This window comes from Rhodosalinus sediminis, from assembly GCF_003385555.1.
Classification (GTDB): domain Bacteria; phylum Pseudomonadota; class Alphaproteobacteria; order Rhodobacterales; family Rhodobacteraceae; genus Rhodosalinus; species Rhodosalinus sediminis.
Genome location: NZ_QOHR01000001.1, coordinates 240,170 through 258,279, shown reverse-complemented (window position 1 = coordinate 258,279; position 18,110 = coordinate 240,170). Strand labels below are relative to the sequence as shown.

The window sequence follows — 18,110 nt, the reverse complement described above, 5'->3', positions numbered from 1 at the left end:
CTCCGGGGGGTGAGGCCCGGCACGGGCCGAGGGGGGCAGCGCCCCCCTGCCCCTGTCAGAGCGGCCAGATCACCGGGATCAGCAGCGCCGAGATCACCCCCATGCTCAGGTTCAGCGGGATACCGACCTTCATGAAATCGGTGAAGCGGTAGCCGCCGGGGCCGTAGACGAGCGTGTTCGTCTGGTAGCCGATCGGCGTGGCGAAACTGGCCGAGGCGGCGACCATCACCGCCACGACCAGCGGGCGCGGGTCGATCCCCATCGCCTGCGCGAGCCCGATGGCGATGGGCGTGACCACGATGGCCACCGCGTTGTTCGAGACGAGCTCGGTGAGCACCGAGGTCAGCAGGAAGACCGCCCAGACCAGAAGCGGCGCGGGCAGCCCCGTGAGGTAGGGCGCCACCGCCTCCACGATCAGCGCCACGGCGCCCGAGCTTTCCAGCGCGGCGCCCACGGCGAGCATCGCGAAGATCAGGGCGAGGAGCCGCCCCTCGACGAAGGAGAACGCCTCCTCCGCGTCGATGCAGCGCGCCAGCAGCACCGCCGCCACCGCCACCACGGCGAGGAGGAGGATCGGCGCCACCCCCAGCGCGGCGAGCCCGACGACGCCCAGCAGCGCGGCCAGCGCGACGGGCGCGTGGCTGCGCCGGAAGGCGCGCGCCGAGGGCTGCGAGACGTCCACGAGGCCCATCTCCTGCGCCAGCCGCTTGATGTCCTCCGGCGCACCCTCGAGGAGCAGCGTGTCGCCCACGCGCACCACCAGATCATCGATCTTGCGGCCGATGTTCTGGTTCCGGCGGTGCACGGCGAGCGGATAGACCCCGTAGCGCCGCCGCAGCCGCAGATCGCCGAGCCGCCGGCCCACCATGCGCGCGCCCGGCGTGATCAGCACCTCGACGGTCGTCGTCTCCTTGGCCGAGATCTGGTCGACGCGCTTCAGCGACTTGTTGCGCTGGAGCGACAGGAGCTCGGTCATCTGCGTGCGCAGGACCACCCGGTCGCCGACTTGCAGCGTCACGCCCTCCAGATCGCGGCGCAGCGACTCCTCGTTGCGGATCACGTCGACGAGCCGCACACCCTCGCGCTTGAAGAGCTGCACGTCGAGCACCTCGCGCCCGATCAGGTTCGATTCGGGCGGGATCACCGCCTCGGTGAAGAACTTCATGCGCGAGCGGTCCGAAAGCAGCCCCGCCATACTGTCGCGGTCGGGCAGGACGCGCGCCGCCACGACCCTGAGGTAAAGGATGCCCCAGGCCACCAGCACGAGCGCGAGCGGCGTGACCTCGAAGATGGTGAAGGGCTCCAAGCCGTGCGTGCGCGCCACCCCGTCCACGAGAAGGTTCGTCGACGTCCCGATCAGCGTCAGCGTCCCCCCCATGATCGCCGCGTAGGACAGCGGGATCAGCACCTTGGAGGCCGACACGCCGAGGCTGCGGGCGAGCTGCACGAAGACCGGGATCATCACCACGACGACCGGCGTGTTGTTCATCACCGCCGAGCCGAGGACGACGAAACTCATCAGCAGCACGATGGCCAGCCGCGGGCTGGTGCGGGCCTTGCGGTCGGCGAGCGTGGTGAAGGCATCGAGCGCGCCGGTGCGCACCAGCGCGCCGACGATCAGGAACATCGCCGCGATGGTCCAGGGCGCGGGGTTCGACAGAACGTCGAGCGCCGCGTCATAGGGCAGAACGCCCGTCGCGAGCAGCACCGCGACGCCCCCGATGGCCACGACCTCGGTCGGATAGACCTCGCGCACGAAGAGCGCGAACATGGCCACGAGCACGCCGAGCGCCACGATCGCCTCGCCGGTCCGGCCGAGTTCGATGAAATCCGCCACGCCCGCTCCCGCCGTCTAGCGCCGGCGCGCAGTATCCGCGAGCGCCACGCGCCGCGCAAGCATGCCCTTCGGCCGGGGCTGAACGAGAAAGAGCCCGGCGAGCATCAGCGCGAGCGCGGCCCAGATCCAGCCGGAATAGACCTCGCCCAGCAGGAGCTTCGCCCAGAGCACGCCCCAGAGCGTCACCAGATAGGCGACCTGCGCGGCAAAGACCGACCCCGCGCGCCCCACGAGCCAGACGTAGCTGACGTAGACCCCGGCGTGGACGAGCGCGACGCCGACCACCGCGAGATCGTGCAGGGCCCATGGCGGGCGCGGGTCGATCCACTGCCCGCTGCCCAGCGCCAGCGGCGCCGCGAGCACCGCGCCGATGAGCGACGCGCCGAAGAGCGTCTGGATCGCGTCCAGCCCCTCGGTGCCGTGTTTCGCGACGAAATTGCCCTCGATCGCGTAGAAGAGCGGCGCGATCAGCACCACCGGCACCCAGAGGATCATCGCCGGGTCCGGCAGGCTCGACCGCGGCGCGACGATCAGCACCACGCCCGCGAGCCCCGCGAGCAGCCCCGCGAAGCGCCAGCCCGAGAACCGGTCGATCCCGAGCGCGAGCGCGATGGGAAAGGCGAACATCGGCACGAGCGAGATCAGGATCGAGAGCACGCCCGACGGCAGATGCCCCACCGCGAGGTAGCTCGCCGAGTTGGGCAGCACCGTCCCGATCACCGCGATGATCGCGTAGAGCCGCAGGTGGCGAGCCCCGCGCGGCAGTCCCCGGCCCCGCGCCGCGTTCAGCGCGCCGAGCGCCACCGCCCCGATCGCGAGCTGCCAGAAGACGAGGCCGAAGTGCCCGTGCCCGCCCGTCACGGCGATCTTGGCGAGCGGCGTCGTCAGCCCCCAGCCGGCGCCGAGCGCCACGAGGACGAGCACGAGCCCCCAGCGCTCCGCCCCGCTCACGGCGCGGCCGCCTCCAGCCGCCCGCCGAGGCGCACCGGCGCGACCCGCGTCGCGGCGCCCGTGCGGTCGTCGGTCTCGACGTAGACGCCCGAGAGCGTCGCCTCCCCGCCCGCGGGCGTGAAGCGGCCCTTGGGCATGCCGGTGACGAAGCGGCGCAGCGGCTCGTCCTTCTCCATGCCGATGACGGAGTTGTAATCGCCGCACATCCCTGCGTCCGAGAGCATCGCGGTGCCGCCCGGCAGGATCTGCGCGTCCGCCGTGGGCACATGGGTGTGCGTACCGACGACGAGGCTCGCCCGGCCGTCGCAGAAATGGCCCATGCCCATCTTCTCGGAGGTCGCCTCGCAGTGCATGTCCACGAGGCTCGCCTGAACCATGCCGCCGCGGGGATGGGCGCGCAGCACGCGGTCGATCTCGGAGAAGGGATCGTCGTAGGGCTTGTTCATGAAGACCCGGCCGAGCGCCTGCGCCACGAGCACGCGGCGCCCCTGCGTCGCCTCGAAGACGCCGTGCCCGCGCCCCGGCGCGCCGCGCGCGTAGTTGAGCGGGCGCAGGATGCGCGGCTCGCGCTCGATGTAGCTCAGCATGTCCTTCTGATCGAAGGCGTGATCGCCGAGCGTCAGCACGTCCGCCCCCGCCTCCAGCAGAAGCTTGGCGTGATCGCCGGTGAGCCCCATGCCGTGGCTCGCGTTCTCGCCGTTGACCACCACGAAGTCGAGCCGCCACTCCGCCCGGAGCTTCGGCAGGCGCTCCACCACCGCCGCCCGGCCGGCGCGGCCGACGACATCGCCCAGAAACAACATCCTCATGCAGAAGGGCCTAGGGCGGCCCCCCGGCGCCGGCAAGGGGAAAGCGGCGCGTCACGGCCGCCGGGGCCGCAGATGCCGCAAGCCGGCGAGGGCTCGCGGCCGTGTCCAGGCGTCGCCCCCTGCCGTCGGCAATTCGCCCGGCGGGCCCGCGTCACCCTGCCTTTCGCAGCGTGATCTCGCGGCGCAGGCGGGAACCGGCCGGTCAGTCCCCGTCGCACGCGCCGGGACGGGCCGCCGCGGGACCGCGCCTGCCGGCGGTCCGGCGCGCCCTCTCCTGCGCCGTCGCCCCGCGGCCCCGGCGCGCCTCACCCCTGCGCGAGGAGGTGATCCATCGTCACCGAGGGCTGCGCGCAGCCCGCCTCCCCGACGATCCGGGCCGGCACGCCGGCCACGGTCTTCTTCGGCGGGATGTCCTCCAGCACGACGGAGCCCGCCGCGATCCGGCAGCAATCGCCCACCGAGATGTTGCCGAGCACCTTCGCCCCCGCGCCGATCAGCACGCCGGAGCCGATCTTGGGGTGGCGGTCGCTCTCTTCCTTGCCGGTGCCGCCGAGGGTCACCGAATGCAGCATCGAGACGTTGTCGCCCACCACGGCCGTCTCGCCGATGACGATGGAATGCGCGTGGTCGATCATGATCCCCTGCCCAACGCGCGCGGCCGGGTGGATGTCGAGCCCGAACATCTCCGAGACGCGGGTCTGCACGAAATAGGCGAGGTCGTGGCGCCCCTCCCGCCAGAGCCAGTGCCCGAGGCGGTAGGACTGCAGCGCCTGGAACCCCTTGAAGAAGAGAAGCGGCTGCAGGAAGCGGTGGCACGCCGGGTCGCGGTCGTAGACCGCCGCGATGTCGGCGCGCGCCGCCTGCACGAGGTCGGGGTCGGCGGCATAGGCCTCGTCCGCGATCTCGCGCAGGATCTGCTCGGACATCTCGCCGGAGGCGAGCTTCATCGAGATCCGGAAGGCGAGCGCCCGGGCGAGCGAGGCGTGGTGCAGCACGCTCGAATGGATGAGCCCGCCGAGGAGCGGCTCGTCGAGTATCGCCTGTTCGGCCTCGGCCCGGATGCGGTCCCAGACGGGGTCGAGCTCGGCCAGTCTCGCGCGGCTCTCGGGCATGGCGTCCTCCCGCCGGGGCGTGTTGCGTCCATGAGTATGCGGCATCTAGTCTCGGAACGGAACGCCGGAAAGAGGGATCCTGCATGGATGTGACCGACACCGCCGCCGTGCGCGCGCGCCTCGAGGCCGCGCTCGCCGAGCTCGACGCGGGCGACGACCGCGGCCAGAGCGGACAGGAGACGGTGGCGCTCGACCAGCAGGCGATGGGGCGGCTCTCGCGGCAGGACGCGCTCCTGTCGCAGTCGATGGCGCGCGCGACGCAGGCCCGGCGCGACGCCGAACGCCGCCGCCTGACCGCCGCGCTCGCGCGGCTGGAGGAGGGCGAGTACGGCTATTGCGAGGATTGCGGCGAGCCCATCGCGCCGAAGCGCCTCGACCTCGACCCCGCCGCGACGCGCTGCGTGAGCTGCGCGGCGGGCTGACGGGCGGCGGGCTGACGGGCGGCGGAACTCAGCCACGGCGCCGCGAGCGGCGGCCCGGGTCACGGCGCCAGTCGGCGAGTGCGGTGAGCACGGCAACCACGGCGACCACCGCCGCCGCGAACGCCGGGTCAGACGGCGGCGGCTCCGGCGGCAGCGACGCGCGCCGCACCAGCGCCATCAGCCACGGCGCCGCGACCGCCGCGCCGGATCGGCGCGCCAGTCTCTGAGCGCGGCGAGCACCGCGACGAGGCAATCCGCATAGACCGGGTCCGACGGTGGCGGCTCGGGCGGCAGCGTCCGCCGCCGCGCGAAGGTCTGCAAGGCGCCGTTGCCGAGGCGCGGATGCCCTCGGCCCGTGCGTTTCATGTAGGCGTGCGCAGCATGCGCGGCCTCGATCATCGCGCGCGCCCGCGGCCTGCGCGCCTCCGGCGGCGCGCCGAGAAGCGCGCGCGCCGCCGCCGTCACGTCGCCCCAGTGCACCGGCTGCATCAGCCCGGCACCGCGACGCGGGCGTAGGGGCCGGGGCCGTAGCGGGCCGAGACCTGCGCCACCTCGACCACGCGCGCCCCGGCGCCCGCGTCGGCGGCCTGCGCGGCGGCCGGGTAGATCCACTCGGGCGCGCTCACCTGCGCCTCGCGCAGCACGGCGCCGCCCGCGCTCACCCGCACGAGATAGAGTTCCGCCTCCTCGCCCAGCGGCACCTCCGGCGCGGCCCAGCCGTCGCCGTCGATGCGCGTGCGCCGCACCCAGCGCGCGCGCAGATCGCCGCCCGCCGCCTCCAGCCGCAGATGCGCGGGGCGGTAGGGCCGCAGCCCCTCGCCGGCGAAGGCGAGGACGTGGTGCGTGTAGCTCGGGTCGTCGTAGGCCCGCCCCGCCGGCCCGACGCGCCAGTGCCGCGCCACGTCACGGAAGGCGGGCGAGAGGTCGATCTGGCGCGGCACCCCGTCGAGCGCGACGATCCACGCCCCCTCGGGCCAGACCTCGGGCATGATCCCGTCGCTCCCCGCCTGCCCCCGCAGCCGATGCGACAGGAGCCACGTGTCGGGCGCGATCATCTCGGCGTCGCGCGCCTGCAGGATCTCCCAGTTCGACGGGCTGCCGTCCCCGATGGCGAAGGCGTTCAGCCCCGCGAGCAGGCCCGCGTCGTCCGTCGCCGCGAGCCGGCCCGAAAGCATCCGCACCCGCAGCGCCGGGCCGCGGTCGATCCGCCCGGCCGGCGCGGCGGCGAGCGGCCCCTCGGTCACGCCGATCGCCGCGGGCGCCTCGATCAGTTCGGAAAGCGCGTAGCCCGCGTCCTCGACGGCCTCGTAGAGCGCCACGCGCCCGGGCCACGGCGCGGCGGTGGCCGCGACATGCGGCGCATGCGCCACCTCGTCGCCGCGCAGGAGCGGCAGGTCGAGAAAGAGCGCCGTGACCGGCACCGCCGGCACGAAGGGGGCGAGGCGGGGCGGCCGTTCCGCGACGCCCGCGGGGCGATAGACCGAGGGCTCCATCCGCACCGCCTCGGCCAGCCGCACCTCGCCCTGCTCCACCCGGTCGATGCGAAAGCGCGCGCCCTCCGGCCCGAGGCGGATCACGTCGCCCGCCCCGAGCGCCCAGGCCGAGGGCGGCAGCGCGAGGCGCAGCCCGTCGCGCGCCACCCGCGCCTCGGCGAGCCAGCGCTCGGCCACGAGCCGCCCCTCGCCCCGCGTCAGGGCGAGCGGCAGCGCCGCCTCGGCGACCTGCCGGCTCGGCTCGCCCGGCAGGATCGCCTCTTCCGCGGCCGCCTCGAAATCGCCGTCGGCCACGGTGAAGCGCACGCGCACGCGCCCCGACTGCTCGGCCTCGGCGGCGCGCGTCGCCTCGACCGTGCCCTCCAGCCGGTCGCTCTCGGCCAGCGCCTCGGGCGAGAGGAGCGCCGCGCGCTCCGTCTCGCGGGGGAGGAAGCGCAGCGCGCCGTCGCGCTCCACCGCGTCGAACCCGTGGGCGAGCATCAGGGGCTGCAGCGCGGCGCGGGCCGTGCCGCCCTCGGCCTCCAGATAGCCGCGCACATGGCCGAAGAGGCGGGCGGTGTCGTGCGCCGCAAGCCCCGCGGCGTCGCAGATTTCGCCCACCACGGAGGCGAGGCTCCGCCCCGAGGCGCGGCCGTTCAGCCAGTGCCCGCGCGCGTAGTTGTCGCCGTCGGCCCAGACCTCGCGCGCCTGCGGGAACCACGGGAAGGGCCGCGCGTCCCACGCCCAGACGAAGCAGCGGTCCATGTCCACCATGCGCCCGCCGTAGATCTTCGAGACCGGGTTGTTGGCCGGGTCGCGCCAGTAGGCGGTGAGCGCGCGGATGTACTGCGCCTGGATCGTCTCGTCGCGCCGGCCGTCGGAGAAATGCGGCAGCGCGGATTCGGAGGACTTCGGATCGAGGAACTTGTTCGGCTGGTTGGTGCCCTTGTCCACCGCCGGGCAGCCGATCTCGGTGAACCAGACGGGCTTGGAGCGGGGCGCCCAAGGCGTCGGCGCGGGCTGCCGCACCCCGCCGATGCGCTCGAAGTGGGCGTTCTCCCACCAGCCGCGGATGTCCTTGACGCGCCAGACCCAGGGCTCGCCGTGCGCGCCGTCGGTGATCGGCGTGCGGATCTGCGCCGCGCGCGCCTCCTCGAAGGGGTAATACCAGTCGTAGCCCTCGCCCCCCTCGACGTTGGACTTCAGGTAGTCGAGGTCGTGGATCGCGCCCCGGTGCGCGTCGAGGTGGTCGGCCCCGTCGCGCCAGTCCGACAGCGGCATGTAGTTGTCGATGCCCACGAAATCGATCGCGTCGTCGGCCCAGAGCGGATCGAGGTGGAAGTAGCGGTCGCCCGGCGCGTCGGGCGGCTGATAGCCCCAGTATTCCGACCAGTCGGCGGCGTAGCCGAGCTTCACCTCCGGGCCGAGGAGCGCGCGCACCTCGCCCGCGAGCGCGCGCAGCGCCGCGACCGCCGGGAAGCCCTGCGCGCCCCGGATCTGCGTGAGCCCGCGCATCTCCGTGCCGATGCAGAAGGCCTCCACGCCCCCCGCCGCGGCGCAGAGCGCGGCGTAGTGCAGGATGAAGCGGCGAAAGCTCCATTCGTCGGGGCCGTGGTAATGGACCACGCCGTCGCCCACCGTGAAATCCGCGGCGGCGGCGGTGCCGAAGATGGCCGCCACCTCCGCGTCCGCCTGCGCCGTGCCGTCGGGCGAGCCCGCCCGCCCCGGCGCGACCGAGGCGGTGATCCGCCCGCGCCACGGCAGGACCGGCTGGCTCTCCGCCCCGGTCCAGGGGTCGGGGCGCGTGTTGCCCTCGGTCTGGGTCATCAGGACGAAGGGATAGAAGAGCGCCGCCCGACCGCTCTCGCGCAGGGCGCGGATCGCCTGCACGACCGCGGCGTCGGCGGGCGTGCCGCCGTAGAGCGCGCGGCCGTCCTTCGCGGGCACGCGGCCCGCCTCGGCCCGCGACAGTCCCGAGACGGTCCAGGGCATCTCCCGCCCGTCGGCCTCGGTCTGCTCGACGCGCGGGCGAAGCGTGCAGTCGCCGCAGCGCAGGTCGTCGCCGAACCAGCTCACCACGAGCGAGACGGCGCGGCAATCGGGCAGCTCGCGGCCCAGCGCGTCGAGCGAGGCGGGCAGGTCCGCCACCCCGAGCGGCGTGTTCACGTTGGCCATGCGCCAGCGGCCCCGGTCGACCGGCAGCGCCACGGGCTCGGTCGCCAGCGCATACTCGCCCGTGCCCGGGATCAGCGCGACGCCGCGCACCGAGCGCGCGACATCCACCTCCGCGCCGGGGCGGTCGGGCTGCTCGTGGCGGATCACCTCGAAGCTGAACTGCGGCACCCGGTTGCCGAAGCGGCCGAGGTCGAGCGCCTCGAGCACGACGTAGGCGGTGCCGCGGTAGGCCGGCGTCTGCCCTGGCCCCTCGATCGCCTCGATCAGCGGATCGGGCCTCTGGTCGCGCGCGCCGGTGTGCACGCGCATCTCGAGATCGGCCGGCGCGATCTCGCCGCCGTCGGCCCAGACGCGGCCGACGCCCGCGATCTCGCCCTCGCAGAGCGCGACGGCGAGGCTCACGCGGTAGGAGATGCGCCGCACATCCGGGCGGCGCGGCGCGCCCTTGCCGCCGCCGCCGCCCTCGGTCGTGACCACCTCGGTGAAGCGGCTCGCCCAGATCACGTGCCCGCCGACGCGCATGCGGCCGAAGACGCGCGGGATCGGCGCGCCCTCGCCCGCGCCGGTGAGGCGGATGCGCTCCAGCCGGCCGGTTTCCACCGCCTCGGAGCCCTCGCCGAGAAGGCGCTGGTCGATCGCGCGCCCGAGGCTCGCGCCGACGAAGCGCCCCGCCGCCGTCGCCGAGAGGCCGAGCACCGTGCCGCCGAGCGATGTGCCCAGCGCGGCACCCGCCGCGGATAGAAGGATCGTCGCCATCGCTCGCTCCCGTCAGCCGTCCCGCGCCGGCAAGGCGCTTCGAAGCGCCTTGCCAAGCGCCTTCCAAGGCGCTTGGCCGCCCCCGCCCGCGCGCCTCATTCCGCCCCGTCCGGAAAGCGGAACCGCGCCACGACGCGCCGCGCCCAGGCCGGGCCGAGGGGGCTTTCGACCACGCCCTGGCCGGAATAGGCGTGGATCACCGTCGCCCCCGCGCCGGTGCGCCCCTGGATGCCGAGGTGCTTGGCCACCGCGCCCGCCCGCATCCGGAAGAGCAGCACGTCGCCCGGCGCGGCCGCGCCGCGCGGCGCGGCCACCAGATGCGCGCGCGCCGCGGCCCAGAGCCGCTCCTCCCCCGCCGGTTCCGACCAGTCGGGCGTGTAGGCGGGCACGAGGGCGGGCTCGGCGCCCATGACCTCGCGCCAGACGCCGCGGATCAGGCCGAGGCAATCCGCCCCCGCGCCCCGGCAGCTCGCCTGGTGCACGTAGGGCGTGCCGATCCAGCCCCGCGCGACGGCGACCACGCGCGCGCCCGGCCCGCTCATCGCCGGCTCCCGCCGCCGGTCTCGCCCGAGCGCGCCGGCGGCACGGTGACCCAGTCCTCCGCCGGCAGGTCCGGGAAGCCCTGGAAGTTGAGCGCATTGGCGAACTTCGCCCGGCAGGTCTCGAAGCGCTTGTCGCAGCCCGCCTCGAGGCGGATCGGATCGCCCGGCGCGGGCGCGGCGCCGAGCGGCGTCCAGAGCTCGATCGCCCGCGTGCCGGCCTCCGCCACGTCGCGCTTGACCACGCCCGAGAGCCCGGCGGCCGCGCCGCCGAGCACCTCCACGCGCCCGCGGTCGAACCACGCCGGCGCGTAGCCCGCGAGCGGCGGAAAGCGCAGCACGCGCCCGTCCTCCTCCACGGCGAGCGCCGGCCCCTCGTGGCGATAGCCCGGCCGCGCGAGATCGACGCCGCAGGCCGCGTCGCCCAGCACCGCCGCGCAGGGGCGCTGAAAGACGCGCCCGCCGGGCCGGTTGAGCGCCGCCGCGAGCCCGCGCAGCTCGGCGTGGAAGGTGCCATCCACCCGGCGCAGCTCGCCGATGGTGCCGCGGAAGATCAGCTGCCGCGCGGCGACGTCGGACCAGTCCACGAGCCATGCGCGCACCTCCGCCCCGTCCCAGCGGCCCGCGGCGATGTCGGCCTCGCGGATCGCCGCGTCCGAGAGCGCGCCGAGCGCCTCGGTGTTGTCCACCGAAAGCCCCGTCGTCTGCTGCAGCGCCGCCGCCGACAGCCCGGTCTCGGGGCGGAACGCCACGCCCTCGAAGGCGAGCGGGCGGTCGTGATCGGTGAAGCCGAGCGTCACCCCGTCGGCCCGCGTCACCGCCCAGGCCCGCGCGACGGTCGTCGCGCCCTGCGCCAGATGGTCCTGCAACGCCTCCTGCATCAGACCCGCACCTCCACCACCGGCACGCTCGGCACCTCGCCGGCGCGGAAGCTCGCCACGCTCGTGCGGATGGCGTCGGTGTCGAAGCGCACCGGCACGTCGAACTCGAAGCCCGCGGTGATCTCCATGCCCCGAGAGGGCGCGCGGGCGAGCGTCACCGTGCCGCGCGTCGCGTCGAGCTCGAAATCCACGCCCTCGCGCAGCGCGTCGCCCTGCACGGCGAGGCGCACGCTCCCCGCGACCGGCTTGGCGATGGGCCGGGTGTAGGCGCCCTCCCCCGAGCGGTAGGTCTTGCAGAGGGAAAAGACGCGGCTCTCCCCGTCGCCGTGGCCGATCACCTGATCGGTGGGCGCGGGGCGCCGGCTCGGCGGGCACGAGGTATAATCGGCCCAGTCCTTCCAGCGGAACCCGTGCAGCCGCCCGCGCCGCGCCTCGAAGAAGGCGACCAGCGTGGCGATGTCGTCGAGCGAACGCAGCCCGACGCCCGCGTCGTAGCGCCGGCGCGACTGCGCCCAGGGCGTGTTGCGCTCCTCGTGGCCGGAGGCGAGGGCGACGACCTCGGTGCGCCGCTCCGGCCCGCCGGTGGAGCCGAAGCTCAGGTTGGGCGGAAAGCGGATCTCGTGAAAGCTCATGCCTCTGGTCCTCCGGTCTGATGGCGGGTGCGGGCGGCCGCGTCCTCGGCTCAGCGGTTGCGCTGCCCGCGGGCGAGCGCGCGCGACATCTCGGCGGCGATCTGCGTGCGCGAGCGGCGAAAGCCCTCGACGTCGGGCGTGGTGACGTTGATCGTCACCGCGGCGGGCCGCGCGCCCCCCGCGGCCTGCACGCCGAGCTTGCCGTCGGCGCCGCGGGCGAGCGGCAGGATCGCCTCCGGCCCCGCCTCGCCCATGAGCCCCGTGCCGCCGCGCATCGGAAAGCGCGTCGCCTCGCGCACCACCCCGCCCGAGGCGAAGGGCATGACGCGCCCCTGCGCGAAGCCCGCCCCGTCGGCGAAGGCCGAGGCGCCGAAGACCCCCTGCGCCGCGTCGGCCAGAAGGCCCGCGACATGCCCCGTCACGGGCTTGACCGCCGCGGAATAGGCCGTGTCGGCGAGCCCCGCCGCCATCTCGCCCAGCGCGTCCGAGAGCTTCGCGCCGTCGAAGACCACCCCGTCGATCGCCCGGCGCAGCCCGCGCTCGAGCGAGCGCTCGAGCCGCGCCGCACCCTTGCCGGCGGCGTCGAAGGTCGCGTTCACCCGGCGCAGTTCGGCCTCGAAACCCGCGGCCAGGTCGGCCGCGCCGCCGAGGCGCGTCTCCAGCGCCTCGAGCGCCTCGTCCAGCGCCTCGGCCTCCTCAGGGTCGCTCATCGCTTTCCTCCGTCGCAACGTCCGGATAGGCGCGCATCAAGGCGTCGAGCCGCGCGCGCCCCATCGGCCCGGGCCCCGCGCCCGCGCCCAGCATCACGGCGAGTTCGGCGGGCGTGAGCGCCCAGAACTCGGCCGGCCGCAGGCCCAGCCGCCCGAGCCCCGCGCGCATCAGCGCCGGCCAGTCGAGCCCGCTCACGGCGCCTCCTCCGGCGGCAGGAAGGCGCGCGCCAGAAGCTCGGCCGCCGCGCGCGCCGCCGCCACCGGGCCGCCCGCGATCTCGGCGGTGCGCAGGTCGGCGGCCGCGCCCTCCCAGCCGGCGCCGCGCAGCCCGGCGACCAGCACCGCGAGCACGTCGCGCCCGGAGACGCGGCCCGCCTCGAAGCGTTCGGCGAGCGCCACGAGGCTGTCGGCCCCGAGCGTCGCCTCCAGCTCCGCGAGCGCGCCGAGGGTCAGGCGCATCACCCGGCGCTCGCCGTCGATCACGAGCGCCACTTCCCCGCGATGAGGGTTCGCCATCAGAGCGCCGTGAAGCTGAGCGCGCCGGCGGAGGCGAGGGCGATCTCGTAGGTCGCCTCGCCGTCGTGACGCCCCGCGTATTCGAGCCCGGTGACCTGGAACGGCCCGGCGATGGTGCCGAAATCCGGGATCACCACCTGGAACTCCGGCGTCGCCCCGTCGAAGAAGACCTGCCGCGCGCGGGCGTCGGTGTCGGCGTCGCGAAAGACGCCGGAGCCCGCGATGGTGGCGGATTTCACCCCCGCCCCGGCCAGCAGCTCGCGCCAGCCGCCCGCGCTTTCGAGGCTGGTGACGTCCACCTGCTCGGCGTCGAACGAAAGCCGCGTGGCGCGCAGCCCCGCGATGGTGCGGAACTGGCCGTCGCCGGTCAGGTCCACCTTGATCAGCATGTCCTTGCCGCTCTGGGCGCCCATGTCGTCTCTCCTCCGTGGTCTCACTCCGGCGCTACGCGCGCGCGGAAGGTCAGGTCGATGCGCCGGCCGCGGCCCTTCGGCCCACGGTCCGCCCGCGCGCGGCGGAAGCTCAGGTGCAGGAGCCGCCCCGCGTCGAGCGCGAGCGGCGGGTCGAGAAGCGCCGCGGAGACCGCCGCCGCCGCCTCCTTCGCGGCCCGGAAGCTCCCGTCCTCGCCGGCGACGGTCACGGTCAGGTCGTGCTCGGCCCCCGGCCCGCTCGCGTCGGAGCGGTCGCGCACGCGCTCCGGCCCGATCAGCACGTAAAGCGGCGGCAGCTTGCCCGCCGGCGGCGCGTCGTGGACGTGCCCGCCGGTGAGCGCGCCGAGCGCGGGATCGCCCGAGAGGCGCGCGTGCACCGCGGCCTGCAGGGCGGCGGAGAGGGCGTAGCTCATGGCGCGACCTCCTCCTCGGCGAAACAGGTCAGGTAGCGGCCGGCCGGATCGGCCTCGGCGACGGCGCGGATGCGCCAGACGCGGGCCTCCTCGCGGAAGCGCTGGCCGGGGCGCGGGCGCGCCTCGCAGCCCGGCGGCGCGGCGCGCACCGTGATGCGGTAGGGCGTCGCCGCGACCGCGCCGCCCGTCGCGGCGACCTCGCGGCCCGTGCCCGCGACCACTTCGGCCCAGAGCGTGCCGCGCGGGGTCCAGCCCGTGGCCGTGCCGCCCGCCCCGTCCGGCGTGTCGCGCGGCGCTTCCAGCAGGAGAGCGCGTGTGAGCCGCGGCGCCCTCATGCCGCCCCTCCCGCGCCGAGGCGCAGCGCCCGCCACGGCCCGATCAACCCGGCGACGGCGGCCGGCATCGCCTCGGCGCCCGCCGAGGCCGCGTCGCGGTATTCGTAGTAATGCGCGGCGAGCAGCATGACCGCCTGGCGCAGGTCCGCGGGCACCTCGGCCCAGGCGGCGCCGAAGCCCGCCGCGAAGCGGATCACCGCCGCGCCGCGCGCCGGGATCGCCGGCAGCGCGGCGCCCGCGGCGCGCAGCACCGGGCGGTGCGTGTCCGCCTCCAGCCGCCAGGTGTCGGCCGCCGCGGCCCGCTCCTCGCCCGCGGCGTCGCGCAGGGCGAGTTCGTGCACCGCCGTCACGGGGGCGAGCGGCAGCGGCTGGCCGCAGGGCTCCGCCCAGGCCGGCAGGCTCAGCGCGAAATCGCGGGCGAGCAGGATCTTGGCCGTGCGCGCCTCGATCGCGGCCAGCGCCGCGCGCAGCACCGCCTCGAGCACGGGGCCCTGCAGGTCGTCCTGCGAAAAGCCGGTGCCGAGGCGCAGATGCGCGCGGAAAGCCTGCACCGGCAGGGCCGCCGGATCGAGCGGCGTCTCTTCGATCAGCATGGGTGACGTCTCCCGATGGTCCAGCCCCGCCGGGGCCCTCGGGCGCGCGCGGTCCCGTCAAGGCCCGCGCGCGCCCCCTCGCAGCCCCGCTCAGGCGGTGGCGAAGCGCAGGAGCTTGATCGCCGCGAAGTCGGTCACGTCGCCGCCCACGCGCTTGGTCGCGTAGAAGAGGACATGCGGCTTGGCACTGAAGGGATCGCGCAGCACGCGCAGGTCCGGCCGCTCGGCCACGGTGTAGCCCGCGCGGAAGTCGCCGAAGGCGATGGCGTCCGCGCCGCTTGCGATGTCGGGCATGTCCTCGGCGACGAGCACCGGATAGCCGAGGAGCCGCGCGGGCTCGCCGGCCGCCAGCCCGTCGGACCAGAGGAAGCGGCCGTCGGCGTCCTTGAGCTTGCGCACCGCGCCGGCGGTGCGCGAGTTCATCACGAAGCGCGCGTTGGCGCGGTAGCGCGCGCCGAGCGCGTAGACGAGATCGATCAGCGCCTCGGCCCCGGCAAAGGCGCCGTCCGCGCCGGTCGCCACGTAGCCGAGGCTCTCCCAGTTCCAGCTCGCGTCGGCCACCGCCGGATGGGTGAGAAAGCCGCGGGGCTTGTCCACCCCGTCGCCCGCGACGAAGGCCGCCGCCTCGGCGCGGGCGAATTTCTCGGCGATGCGGCCGGCGAGCCAGGCCTCGATGTCGAAGGCCGAATCGTCGAGCAGCCGCTGGCTGATCTTCGGCAGCGCCGAGAGCTCGTGCAGCGGGATCGAGATGCGGTCGATCGCCGGGGTGCCGGTCTCGGCCGCCGCGTCGCTCTCGGTCGCCCAGCCGGCGCCCACCTCGGTCGTGTCCACGAGCACGTCGTAGGCGGTCGCCTCGACATGGACGACATTGGCGATGCGCCGGATCGAGGCGGTGGAATCGAGCACGCCGCGGATGGTCTCGGCGGTCTCCGGATCGACGAGATAGCCGCCGTCGGCCGCCACCGCCGAGGTCATCGCCTTGCCCTCGAGCTCGAGGCCGCGCAGCCCCTCGTCGTCGCCCGAGCGGAGGTAGGACCCGAAGGCCTTGGCGTGCGGCGCCGTCTCGTCGGCGGCGCGGGCGAGCGCCGGGCGCGCCGGGCTCTGCATCTTGCGATCAAGCATGGTCAGTCGCTCTTCCTGCTGTTGAAGTCGTGCGTGAAGTTCCTGCCGGAACTCCCCGAAATCCTTCGCGAACCCCGCCATCGCGCGCTTCGCCTCGGCCACCGGCGCGGGGGTCGCGCCGGCCTCTGTCGTCTCGCTCATGCCGTCCTCCGGATTGCTCTTCGTCACCCGCGCAGCGCCCGGCGCGCGGCCTCGACGCCCTCGGCGAGCGCGCGCAGCGCCGCCGCGCCCCCGTCCTCCTCGGCGTCCTGTTGCGCCTCCTCCTTCGCCTCGGCGCGCGCGGCGGGCAGCATCGGAAAGGTCACCAGCGAGACCTCCCAGAGCTCGACCTCCGTCAGGAGCCGCCCGCCCGCGCGCCGCTCCGCGCGCCGCGTGCGGTAGCCGATCGAGAGCCCCTCGATCGCGCCGGCCTTCAGAAGCGCGGCCGCCTCGCGCCCGCGCGCCACCTCCGTCAGCAGCCGCCCGCGCACGAAGAGCCCGCGCGCGTCCTCGCGCAGCTCCTCCCAGACGCCGATCGGCTGCGCGGGGTCGTGCTGCCAGAGCAGGCGCACCGCGCGGCCCTGCCCGAGCGAGCCCGCGAAGGCGCCGGGCGCCACCGCGTCGCCGCCCTGATCCGGCGCGCCGAAGAGGCTCGCGTAGCCCTCGATCCGCGCCGCGCCCTCGAGCGCCACCGCGCCGCCCGCGAACTTGCGTTCCAGTTCCATCCCGTCCCTCCTCACGGCGCCACCTGCGCCATCGACTGCACCGCCTGCGCGAGGATCATCCCCACGACGCCGTAGACGCTGATCCAGAGCCGCCGCTCGAGCCGCTCCATCATCGCCTCGATCTTCTCGAGCCGGCGGTGCACGGTCTCGAACTGCAGCCGCGCCATCGCCTCGTGCGCCTCCAGCCGGAGCGCCGGCGCGCAGGCCGGCGTCTCGGGACCCGGCCGCCCGTCGTGCCGCTCAGCCATCCGCCGCGTCCTCCGCCGCCGGTTCCGCCGGCAGCCCCAGAAGGCGCCGCTTCTCGGCGCGCGTCAGGAAATCCGCCACGCCCACGCGCGCCCACTGCGCGTCGCGCTCCGCGGCGAGCGCCGGGACCTGGTCGAGATCCGGCTTGAGCGCGAGCGCCGCGCCGAAATGCTCCGACAGCCAGTCGCCCAGCGCCGCCGTCACCCGCGCCGCGAGCGGCAGCACCGTGAGCCGGAAGAAGGCGCGGTTCGCCTCCTGGTAGTTGGCGTAGGTGGCGTCCCCCGGCAGGCCGAGCAGCATCGGCGGCACGCCGAAGGCGAGCGCGATCTCGCGCGCCGCCGCCTCCTTGGTCTGCTGGAACTCCATGTCGGAGGGCGAGAAGCCCATCGGCTTCCAGTCGAGCCCCCCGTCGAGGAGCATCGGCCGCCCGGCGTTGCGCGCGCCCTGGTGATAGCTCTCCATCTCCGCCACGAGCCGGTCGTACTGCTCGGGCGCGAGCCCGCCGCCGCCGTCGGCACCCTGATAGACGATCGCCCCCGAGGGCCGCGCGGCATTGTCCAGAAGCGCCTTCGACCAGCGCGAGGCGGCGTTGTGCACGTCCACCGCCTGCGCCGCCGCCTGCATCGGCGAGAGCCCGTGGTGGTCGTCCTGGGGATGGAAACTGCGCAGATGGCAGACCGGCGCGGGCCGCGCCGCGGCGTCGAAGCGATGCGTGCGCCCGGCCACCGTGTAGGCGTAGGCCGCCGGCCAGCCGTCCGCGCCGGGCACGACGCGCATCCGGTCCGAGCGCAGGACGTGCAGCTCCACCGGCGCGCCTTCCGCGCCCGCCACCGCCTCCAGCCAGGCGTCGCCGCTCAGGAGAAGCTGGCCGTAGACGGCCTCCATCAGCTCGGCGCGCCCCTGCCCCGGGTTCGGCCGGCGCAGGAGCGACAGGATCGGGTGGCTCTCGTGGCGCCGCGCCGCGTCCTGCAGGACGAGCGGCAGAGCCGCGGCGGATTCGGCGACGAGCTTCACCGCGCGGAAGCCCACCGGGTTGCCGGCGAAGCCCGACCGCATCAGCGCGCCCGCCTCGCGCGGGCTCCAGGCGACGCGCCCCGCCCCCGCCCAGACGATCGCCGGCTGGGCGGCGCGCGCCTTGGCCTCGGGCGCAGGACGGCGGCGGCGGAAGGGAAAGACCATGCGGGGCTCCTTCGTCTCTCGGCGCCGGGCGAGCCGCGCGCCGTTTCGAAGGGCCTTCTAGCCCCGGCCCCATTAACCCAGCGAAATCCCGCCGCACGCCCCGCCACGCCGCGCGCAACACCCACTGACGCGCCGCGCCGCCGCACACGCCGGGTCCCGAGCCCCTCGACCAGCAAACCACCCGGGCACACAGAGAAGCGCCCGGATCACGGCCGGGACGGACGGCCGTGGCAGCCGCCGGAGCGCCGAGCGCGGGAGGGGCGCCCCGTCGTGCC

General features: G+C 75.1%; 22 protein-coding genes. 1 reads left to right on the top strand and 21 read right to left on the bottom strand.

Annotated features, from left to right (window positions below; all coding sequences use genetic code 11):
- Positions 1-55: 55 nt before the first annotated feature.
- The 4 genes from DRV84_RS01310 to cysE all read right to left on the bottom strand — a co-directional run bounded on the left by DRV84_RS01310 (position 56) and on the right by cysE (position 4,709).
- Entirely contained in the window at positions 56-1,771 is a 1,716-nt protein-coding gene (locus DRV84_RS01310; protein WP_115978046.1) for an SLC13 family permease, read from the bottom strand.
- Between the two features lie 81 nt (positions 1,772-1,852).
- Positions 1,853-2,788 carry a DMT family transporter gene (locus DRV84_RS01305; RefSeq protein WP_115977934.1) on the bottom strand — a complete coding sequence of 312 codons (936 nt, stop codon included), beginning with the start codon at positions 2,786-2,788 and terminating at the stop codon, positions 1,853-1,855.
- A complete protein-coding gene (locus DRV84_RS01300; protein ID WP_115977933.1) occupies positions 2,785-3,597 on the bottom strand; it encodes a TIGR00282 family metallophosphoesterase in 813 nt (270 codons plus the stop codon). Before DRV84_RS01300 ends, DRV84_RS01305 begins: the two co-directional genes overlap by 4 nt.
- Positions 3,598-3,902: 305 nt before the next feature.
- Positions 3,903-4,709: a serine O-acetyltransferase gene (gene cysE / locus DRV84_RS01295; protein WP_115977932.1), complete on the bottom strand. Its 807-nt coding sequence runs from the start codon at positions 4,707-4,709 to the stop codon at positions 3,903-3,905.
- Between the two features lie 83 nt (positions 4,710-4,792).
- Between cysE and DRV84_RS01290 the strand changes: the two genes are divergently transcribed.
- Complete coding sequence (locus DRV84_RS01290; RefSeq protein WP_115977931.1) at positions 4,793-5,131, top strand: TraR/DksA family transcriptional regulator; 339 nt, start codon at positions 4,793-4,795, stop codon at positions 5,129-5,131.
- Positions 5,132-5,159: 28 nt separating this feature from the next.
- Here the strand turns inward: DRV84_RS01290 and DRV84_RS15525 are convergent, their stop codons facing one another.
- The 17 genes from DRV84_RS15525 to DRV84_RS01210 all read right to left on the bottom strand — a co-directional run bounded on the left by DRV84_RS15525 (position 5,160) and on the right by DRV84_RS01210 (position 17,835).
- Positions 5,160-5,309: a hypothetical protein gene (locus tag DRV84_RS15525; RefSeq protein WP_158547712.1), complete on the bottom strand. Its 150-nt coding sequence runs from the start codon at positions 5,307-5,309 to the stop codon at positions 5,160-5,162.
- Positions 5,309-5,620: a DUF7742 family protein gene (locus tag DRV84_RS01285; RefSeq protein WP_115977930.1), complete on the bottom strand. Its 312-nt coding sequence runs from the start codon at positions 5,618-5,620 to the stop codon at positions 5,309-5,311. Before DRV84_RS01285 ends, DRV84_RS15525 begins: the two co-directional genes overlap by 1 nt.
- Complete coding sequence (locus DRV84_RS01280; RefSeq protein ID WP_115977929.1) at positions 5,620-9,534, bottom strand: baseplate multidomain protein megatron; 3,915 nt, start codon at positions 9,532-9,534, stop codon at positions 5,620-5,622. The genes DRV84_RS01285 and DRV84_RS01280 overlap by 1 nt, the downstream gene beginning before the upstream one ends.
- Positions 9,535-9,629: 95 nt before the next feature.
- Positions 9,630-10,076 (bottom strand): NlpC/P60 family protein, encoded by a 447-nt coding sequence (locus DRV84_RS01275; protein ID WP_115977928.1) that lies wholly within the window; start codon positions 10,074-10,076, stop codon positions 9,630-9,632.
- Positions 10,073-10,954, bottom strand: a complete 882-nt coding sequence (locus DRV84_RS01270; RefSeq protein WP_115977927.1) for a DUF2163 domain-containing protein — start codon at positions 10,952-10,954, stop codon at positions 10,073-10,075. The genes DRV84_RS01275 and DRV84_RS01270 overlap by 4 nt, the downstream gene beginning before the upstream one ends.
- Entirely contained in the window at positions 10,954-11,586 is a 633-nt protein-coding gene (locus DRV84_RS01265; RefSeq protein ID WP_115977926.1) for a DUF2460 domain-containing protein, read from the bottom strand. Before DRV84_RS01265 ends, DRV84_RS01270 begins: the two co-directional genes overlap by 1 nt.
- 50 nt (positions 11,587-11,636) lie before the next feature.
- On the bottom strand, positions 11,637-12,296 hold the full coding sequence (locus DRV84_RS01260; protein WP_115977925.1) for a phage tail tape measure protein: 660 nt from the start codon (positions 12,294-12,296) through the stop codon (positions 11,637-11,639).
- Complete coding sequence (locus DRV84_RS01255; RefSeq protein ID WP_192881379.1) at positions 12,283-12,492, bottom strand: rcc01693 family protein; 210 nt, start codon at positions 12,490-12,492, stop codon at positions 12,283-12,285. The genes DRV84_RS01260 and DRV84_RS01255 overlap by 14 nt, the downstream gene beginning before the upstream one ends.
- Complete coding sequence (locus tag DRV84_RS01250; RefSeq protein WP_115977924.1) at positions 12,489-12,812, bottom strand: gene transfer agent family protein; 324 nt, start codon at positions 12,810-12,812, stop codon at positions 12,489-12,491. The genes DRV84_RS01255 and DRV84_RS01250 overlap by 4 nt, the downstream gene beginning before the upstream one ends.
- Complete coding sequence (locus DRV84_RS01245; protein ID WP_115977923.1) at positions 12,812-13,225, bottom strand: phage major tail protein, TP901-1 family; 414 nt, start codon at positions 13,223-13,225, stop codon at positions 12,812-12,814. Before DRV84_RS01245 ends, DRV84_RS01250 begins: the two co-directional genes overlap by 1 nt.
- A 20-nt stretch (positions 13,226-13,245) precedes the next feature.
- The gene (locus tag DRV84_RS01240) at positions 13,246-13,656 is read right to left on the bottom strand and encodes a DUF3168 domain-containing protein (protein WP_115977922.1); all 411 of its coding nucleotides are present in this window, start codon (positions 13,654-13,656) and stop codon (positions 13,246-13,248) included.
- On the bottom strand, positions 13,653-13,991 hold the full coding sequence (locus DRV84_RS01235) for a head-tail adaptor protein (protein WP_115977921.1): 339 nt from the start codon (positions 13,989-13,991) through the stop codon (positions 13,653-13,655). The genes DRV84_RS01240 and DRV84_RS01235 overlap by 4 nt, the downstream gene beginning before the upstream one ends.
- Positions 13,988-14,584: a head-tail connector protein gene (locus tag DRV84_RS01230; protein ID WP_115977920.1), complete on the bottom strand. Its 597-nt coding sequence runs from the start codon at positions 14,582-14,584 to the stop codon at positions 13,988-13,990. The genes DRV84_RS01235 and DRV84_RS01230 overlap by 4 nt, the downstream gene beginning before the upstream one ends.
- Positions 14,585-14,674: 90 nt before the next feature.
- Positions 14,675-15,847 (bottom strand): phage major capsid protein, encoded by a 1,173-nt coding sequence (locus DRV84_RS01225; protein WP_115977919.1) that lies wholly within the window; start codon positions 15,845-15,847, stop codon positions 14,675-14,677.
- Positions 15,848-15,870: 23 nt separating this feature from the next.
- Positions 15,871-16,410: an HK97 family phage prohead protease gene (locus DRV84_RS01220; protein WP_115977918.1), complete on the bottom strand. Its 540-nt coding sequence runs from the start codon at positions 16,408-16,410 to the stop codon at positions 15,871-15,873.
- A gap of 11 nt (positions 16,411-16,421) precedes the next feature.
- Positions 16,422-16,658 carry a GTA head formation protein, RCAP_rcc01685 family gene (locus DRV84_RS01215; protein ID WP_115977917.1) on the bottom strand — a complete coding sequence of 79 codons (237 nt, stop codon included), beginning with the start codon at positions 16,656-16,658 and terminating at the stop codon, positions 16,422-16,424.
- Complete coding sequence (locus tag DRV84_RS01210) at positions 16,651-17,835, bottom strand: phage portal protein (RefSeq protein ID WP_115977916.1); 1,185 nt, start codon at positions 17,833-17,835, stop codon at positions 16,651-16,653. Before DRV84_RS01210 ends, DRV84_RS01215 begins: the two co-directional genes overlap by 8 nt.
- Between the last annotated feature and the right edge of the window lie 275 nt (positions 17,836-18,110).

What these genes read in the sequence shown, in the direction of transcription:
- DRV84_RS01310 (WP_115978046.1), bottom strand. Translation starts at nt 1,771, where the DNA reads ATGTTCGCGCTCTTCGTGCGCGAGGTCTATCCGACCGAGGTCGTGGCC.
- DRV84_RS01300 (WP_115977933.1), bottom strand. Translation starts at nt 3,597, where the DNA reads ATGAGGATGTTGTTTCTGGGCGATGTCGTCGGCCGCGCCGGCCGGGCG.
- cysE (WP_115977932.1), bottom strand. Translation starts at nt 4,709, where the DNA reads ATGCCCGAGAGCCGCGCGAGACTGGCCGAGCTCGACCCCGTCTGGGAC.
- DRV84_RS01290 (WP_115977931.1), top strand. Translation starts at nt 4,793, where the DNA reads ATGGATGTGACCGACACCGCCGCCGTGCGCGCGCGCCTCGAGGCCGCG.
- DRV84_RS15525 (WP_158547712.1), bottom strand. Translation starts at nt 5,309, where the DNA reads ATGGCGCTGGTGCGGCGCGCGTCGCTGCCGCCGGAGCCGCCGCCGTCT.
- DRV84_RS01285 (WP_115977930.1), bottom strand. Translation starts at nt 5,620, where the DNA reads ATGCAGCCGGTGCACTGGGGCGACGTGACGGCGGCGGCGCGCGCGCTT.
- DRV84_RS01280 (WP_115977929.1), bottom strand. Translation starts at nt 9,534, where the DNA reads ATGGCGACGATCCTTCTATCCGCGGCGGGTGCCGCGCTGGGCACATCG.
- DRV84_RS01275 (WP_115977928.1), bottom strand. Translation starts at nt 10,076, where the DNA reads ATGAGCGGGCCGGGCGCGCGCGTGGTCGCCGTCGCGCGGGGCTGGATC.
- DRV84_RS01270 (WP_115977927.1), bottom strand. Translation starts at nt 10,954, where the DNA reads ATGCAGGAGGCGTTGCAGGACCATCTGGCGCAGGGCGCGACGACCGTC.
- DRV84_RS01265 (WP_115977926.1), bottom strand. Translation starts at nt 11,586, where the DNA reads ATGAGCTTTCACGAGATCCGCTTTCCGCCCAACCTGAGCTTCGGCTCC.
- DRV84_RS01260 (WP_115977925.1), bottom strand. Translation starts at nt 12,296, where the DNA reads ATGAGCGACCCTGAGGAGGCCGAGGCGCTGGACGAGGCGCTCGAGGCG.
- DRV84_RS01250 (WP_115977924.1), bottom strand. Translation starts at nt 12,812, where the DNA reads ATGGCGAACCCTCATCGCGGGGAAGTGGCGCTCGTGATCGACGGCGAG.
- DRV84_RS01245 (WP_115977923.1), bottom strand. Translation starts at nt 13,225, where the DNA reads ATGGGCGCCCAGAGCGGCAAGGACATGCTGATCAAGGTGGACCTGACC.
- DRV84_RS01240 (WP_115977922.1), bottom strand. Translation starts at nt 13,656, where the DNA reads ATGAGCTACGCCCTCTCCGCCGCCCTGCAGGCCGCGGTGCACGCGCGC.
- DRV84_RS01235 (WP_115977921.1), bottom strand. Translation starts at nt 13,991, where the DNA reads ATGAGGGCGCCGCGGCTCACACGCGCTCTCCTGCTGGAAGCGCCGCGC.
- DRV84_RS01230 (WP_115977920.1), bottom strand. Translation starts at nt 14,584, where the DNA reads ATGCTGATCGAAGAGACGCCGCTCGATCCGGCGGCCCTGCCGGTGCAG.
- DRV84_RS01225 (WP_115977919.1), bottom strand. Translation starts at nt 15,847, where the DNA reads ATGAGCGAGACGACAGAGGCCGGCGCGACCCCCGCGCCGGTGGCCGAG.
- DRV84_RS01220 (WP_115977918.1), bottom strand. Translation starts at nt 16,410, where the DNA reads ATGGAACTGGAACGCAAGTTCGCGGGCGGCGCGGTGGCGCTCGAGGGC.
- DRV84_RS01215 (WP_115977917.1), bottom strand. Translation starts at nt 16,658, where the DNA reads ATGGCTGAGCGGCACGACGGGCGGCCGGGTCCCGAGACGCCGGCCTGC.
- DRV84_RS01210 (WP_115977916.1), bottom strand. Translation starts at nt 17,835, where the DNA reads ATGGTCTTTCCCTTCCGCCGCCGCCGTCCTGCGCCCGAGGCCAAGGCG.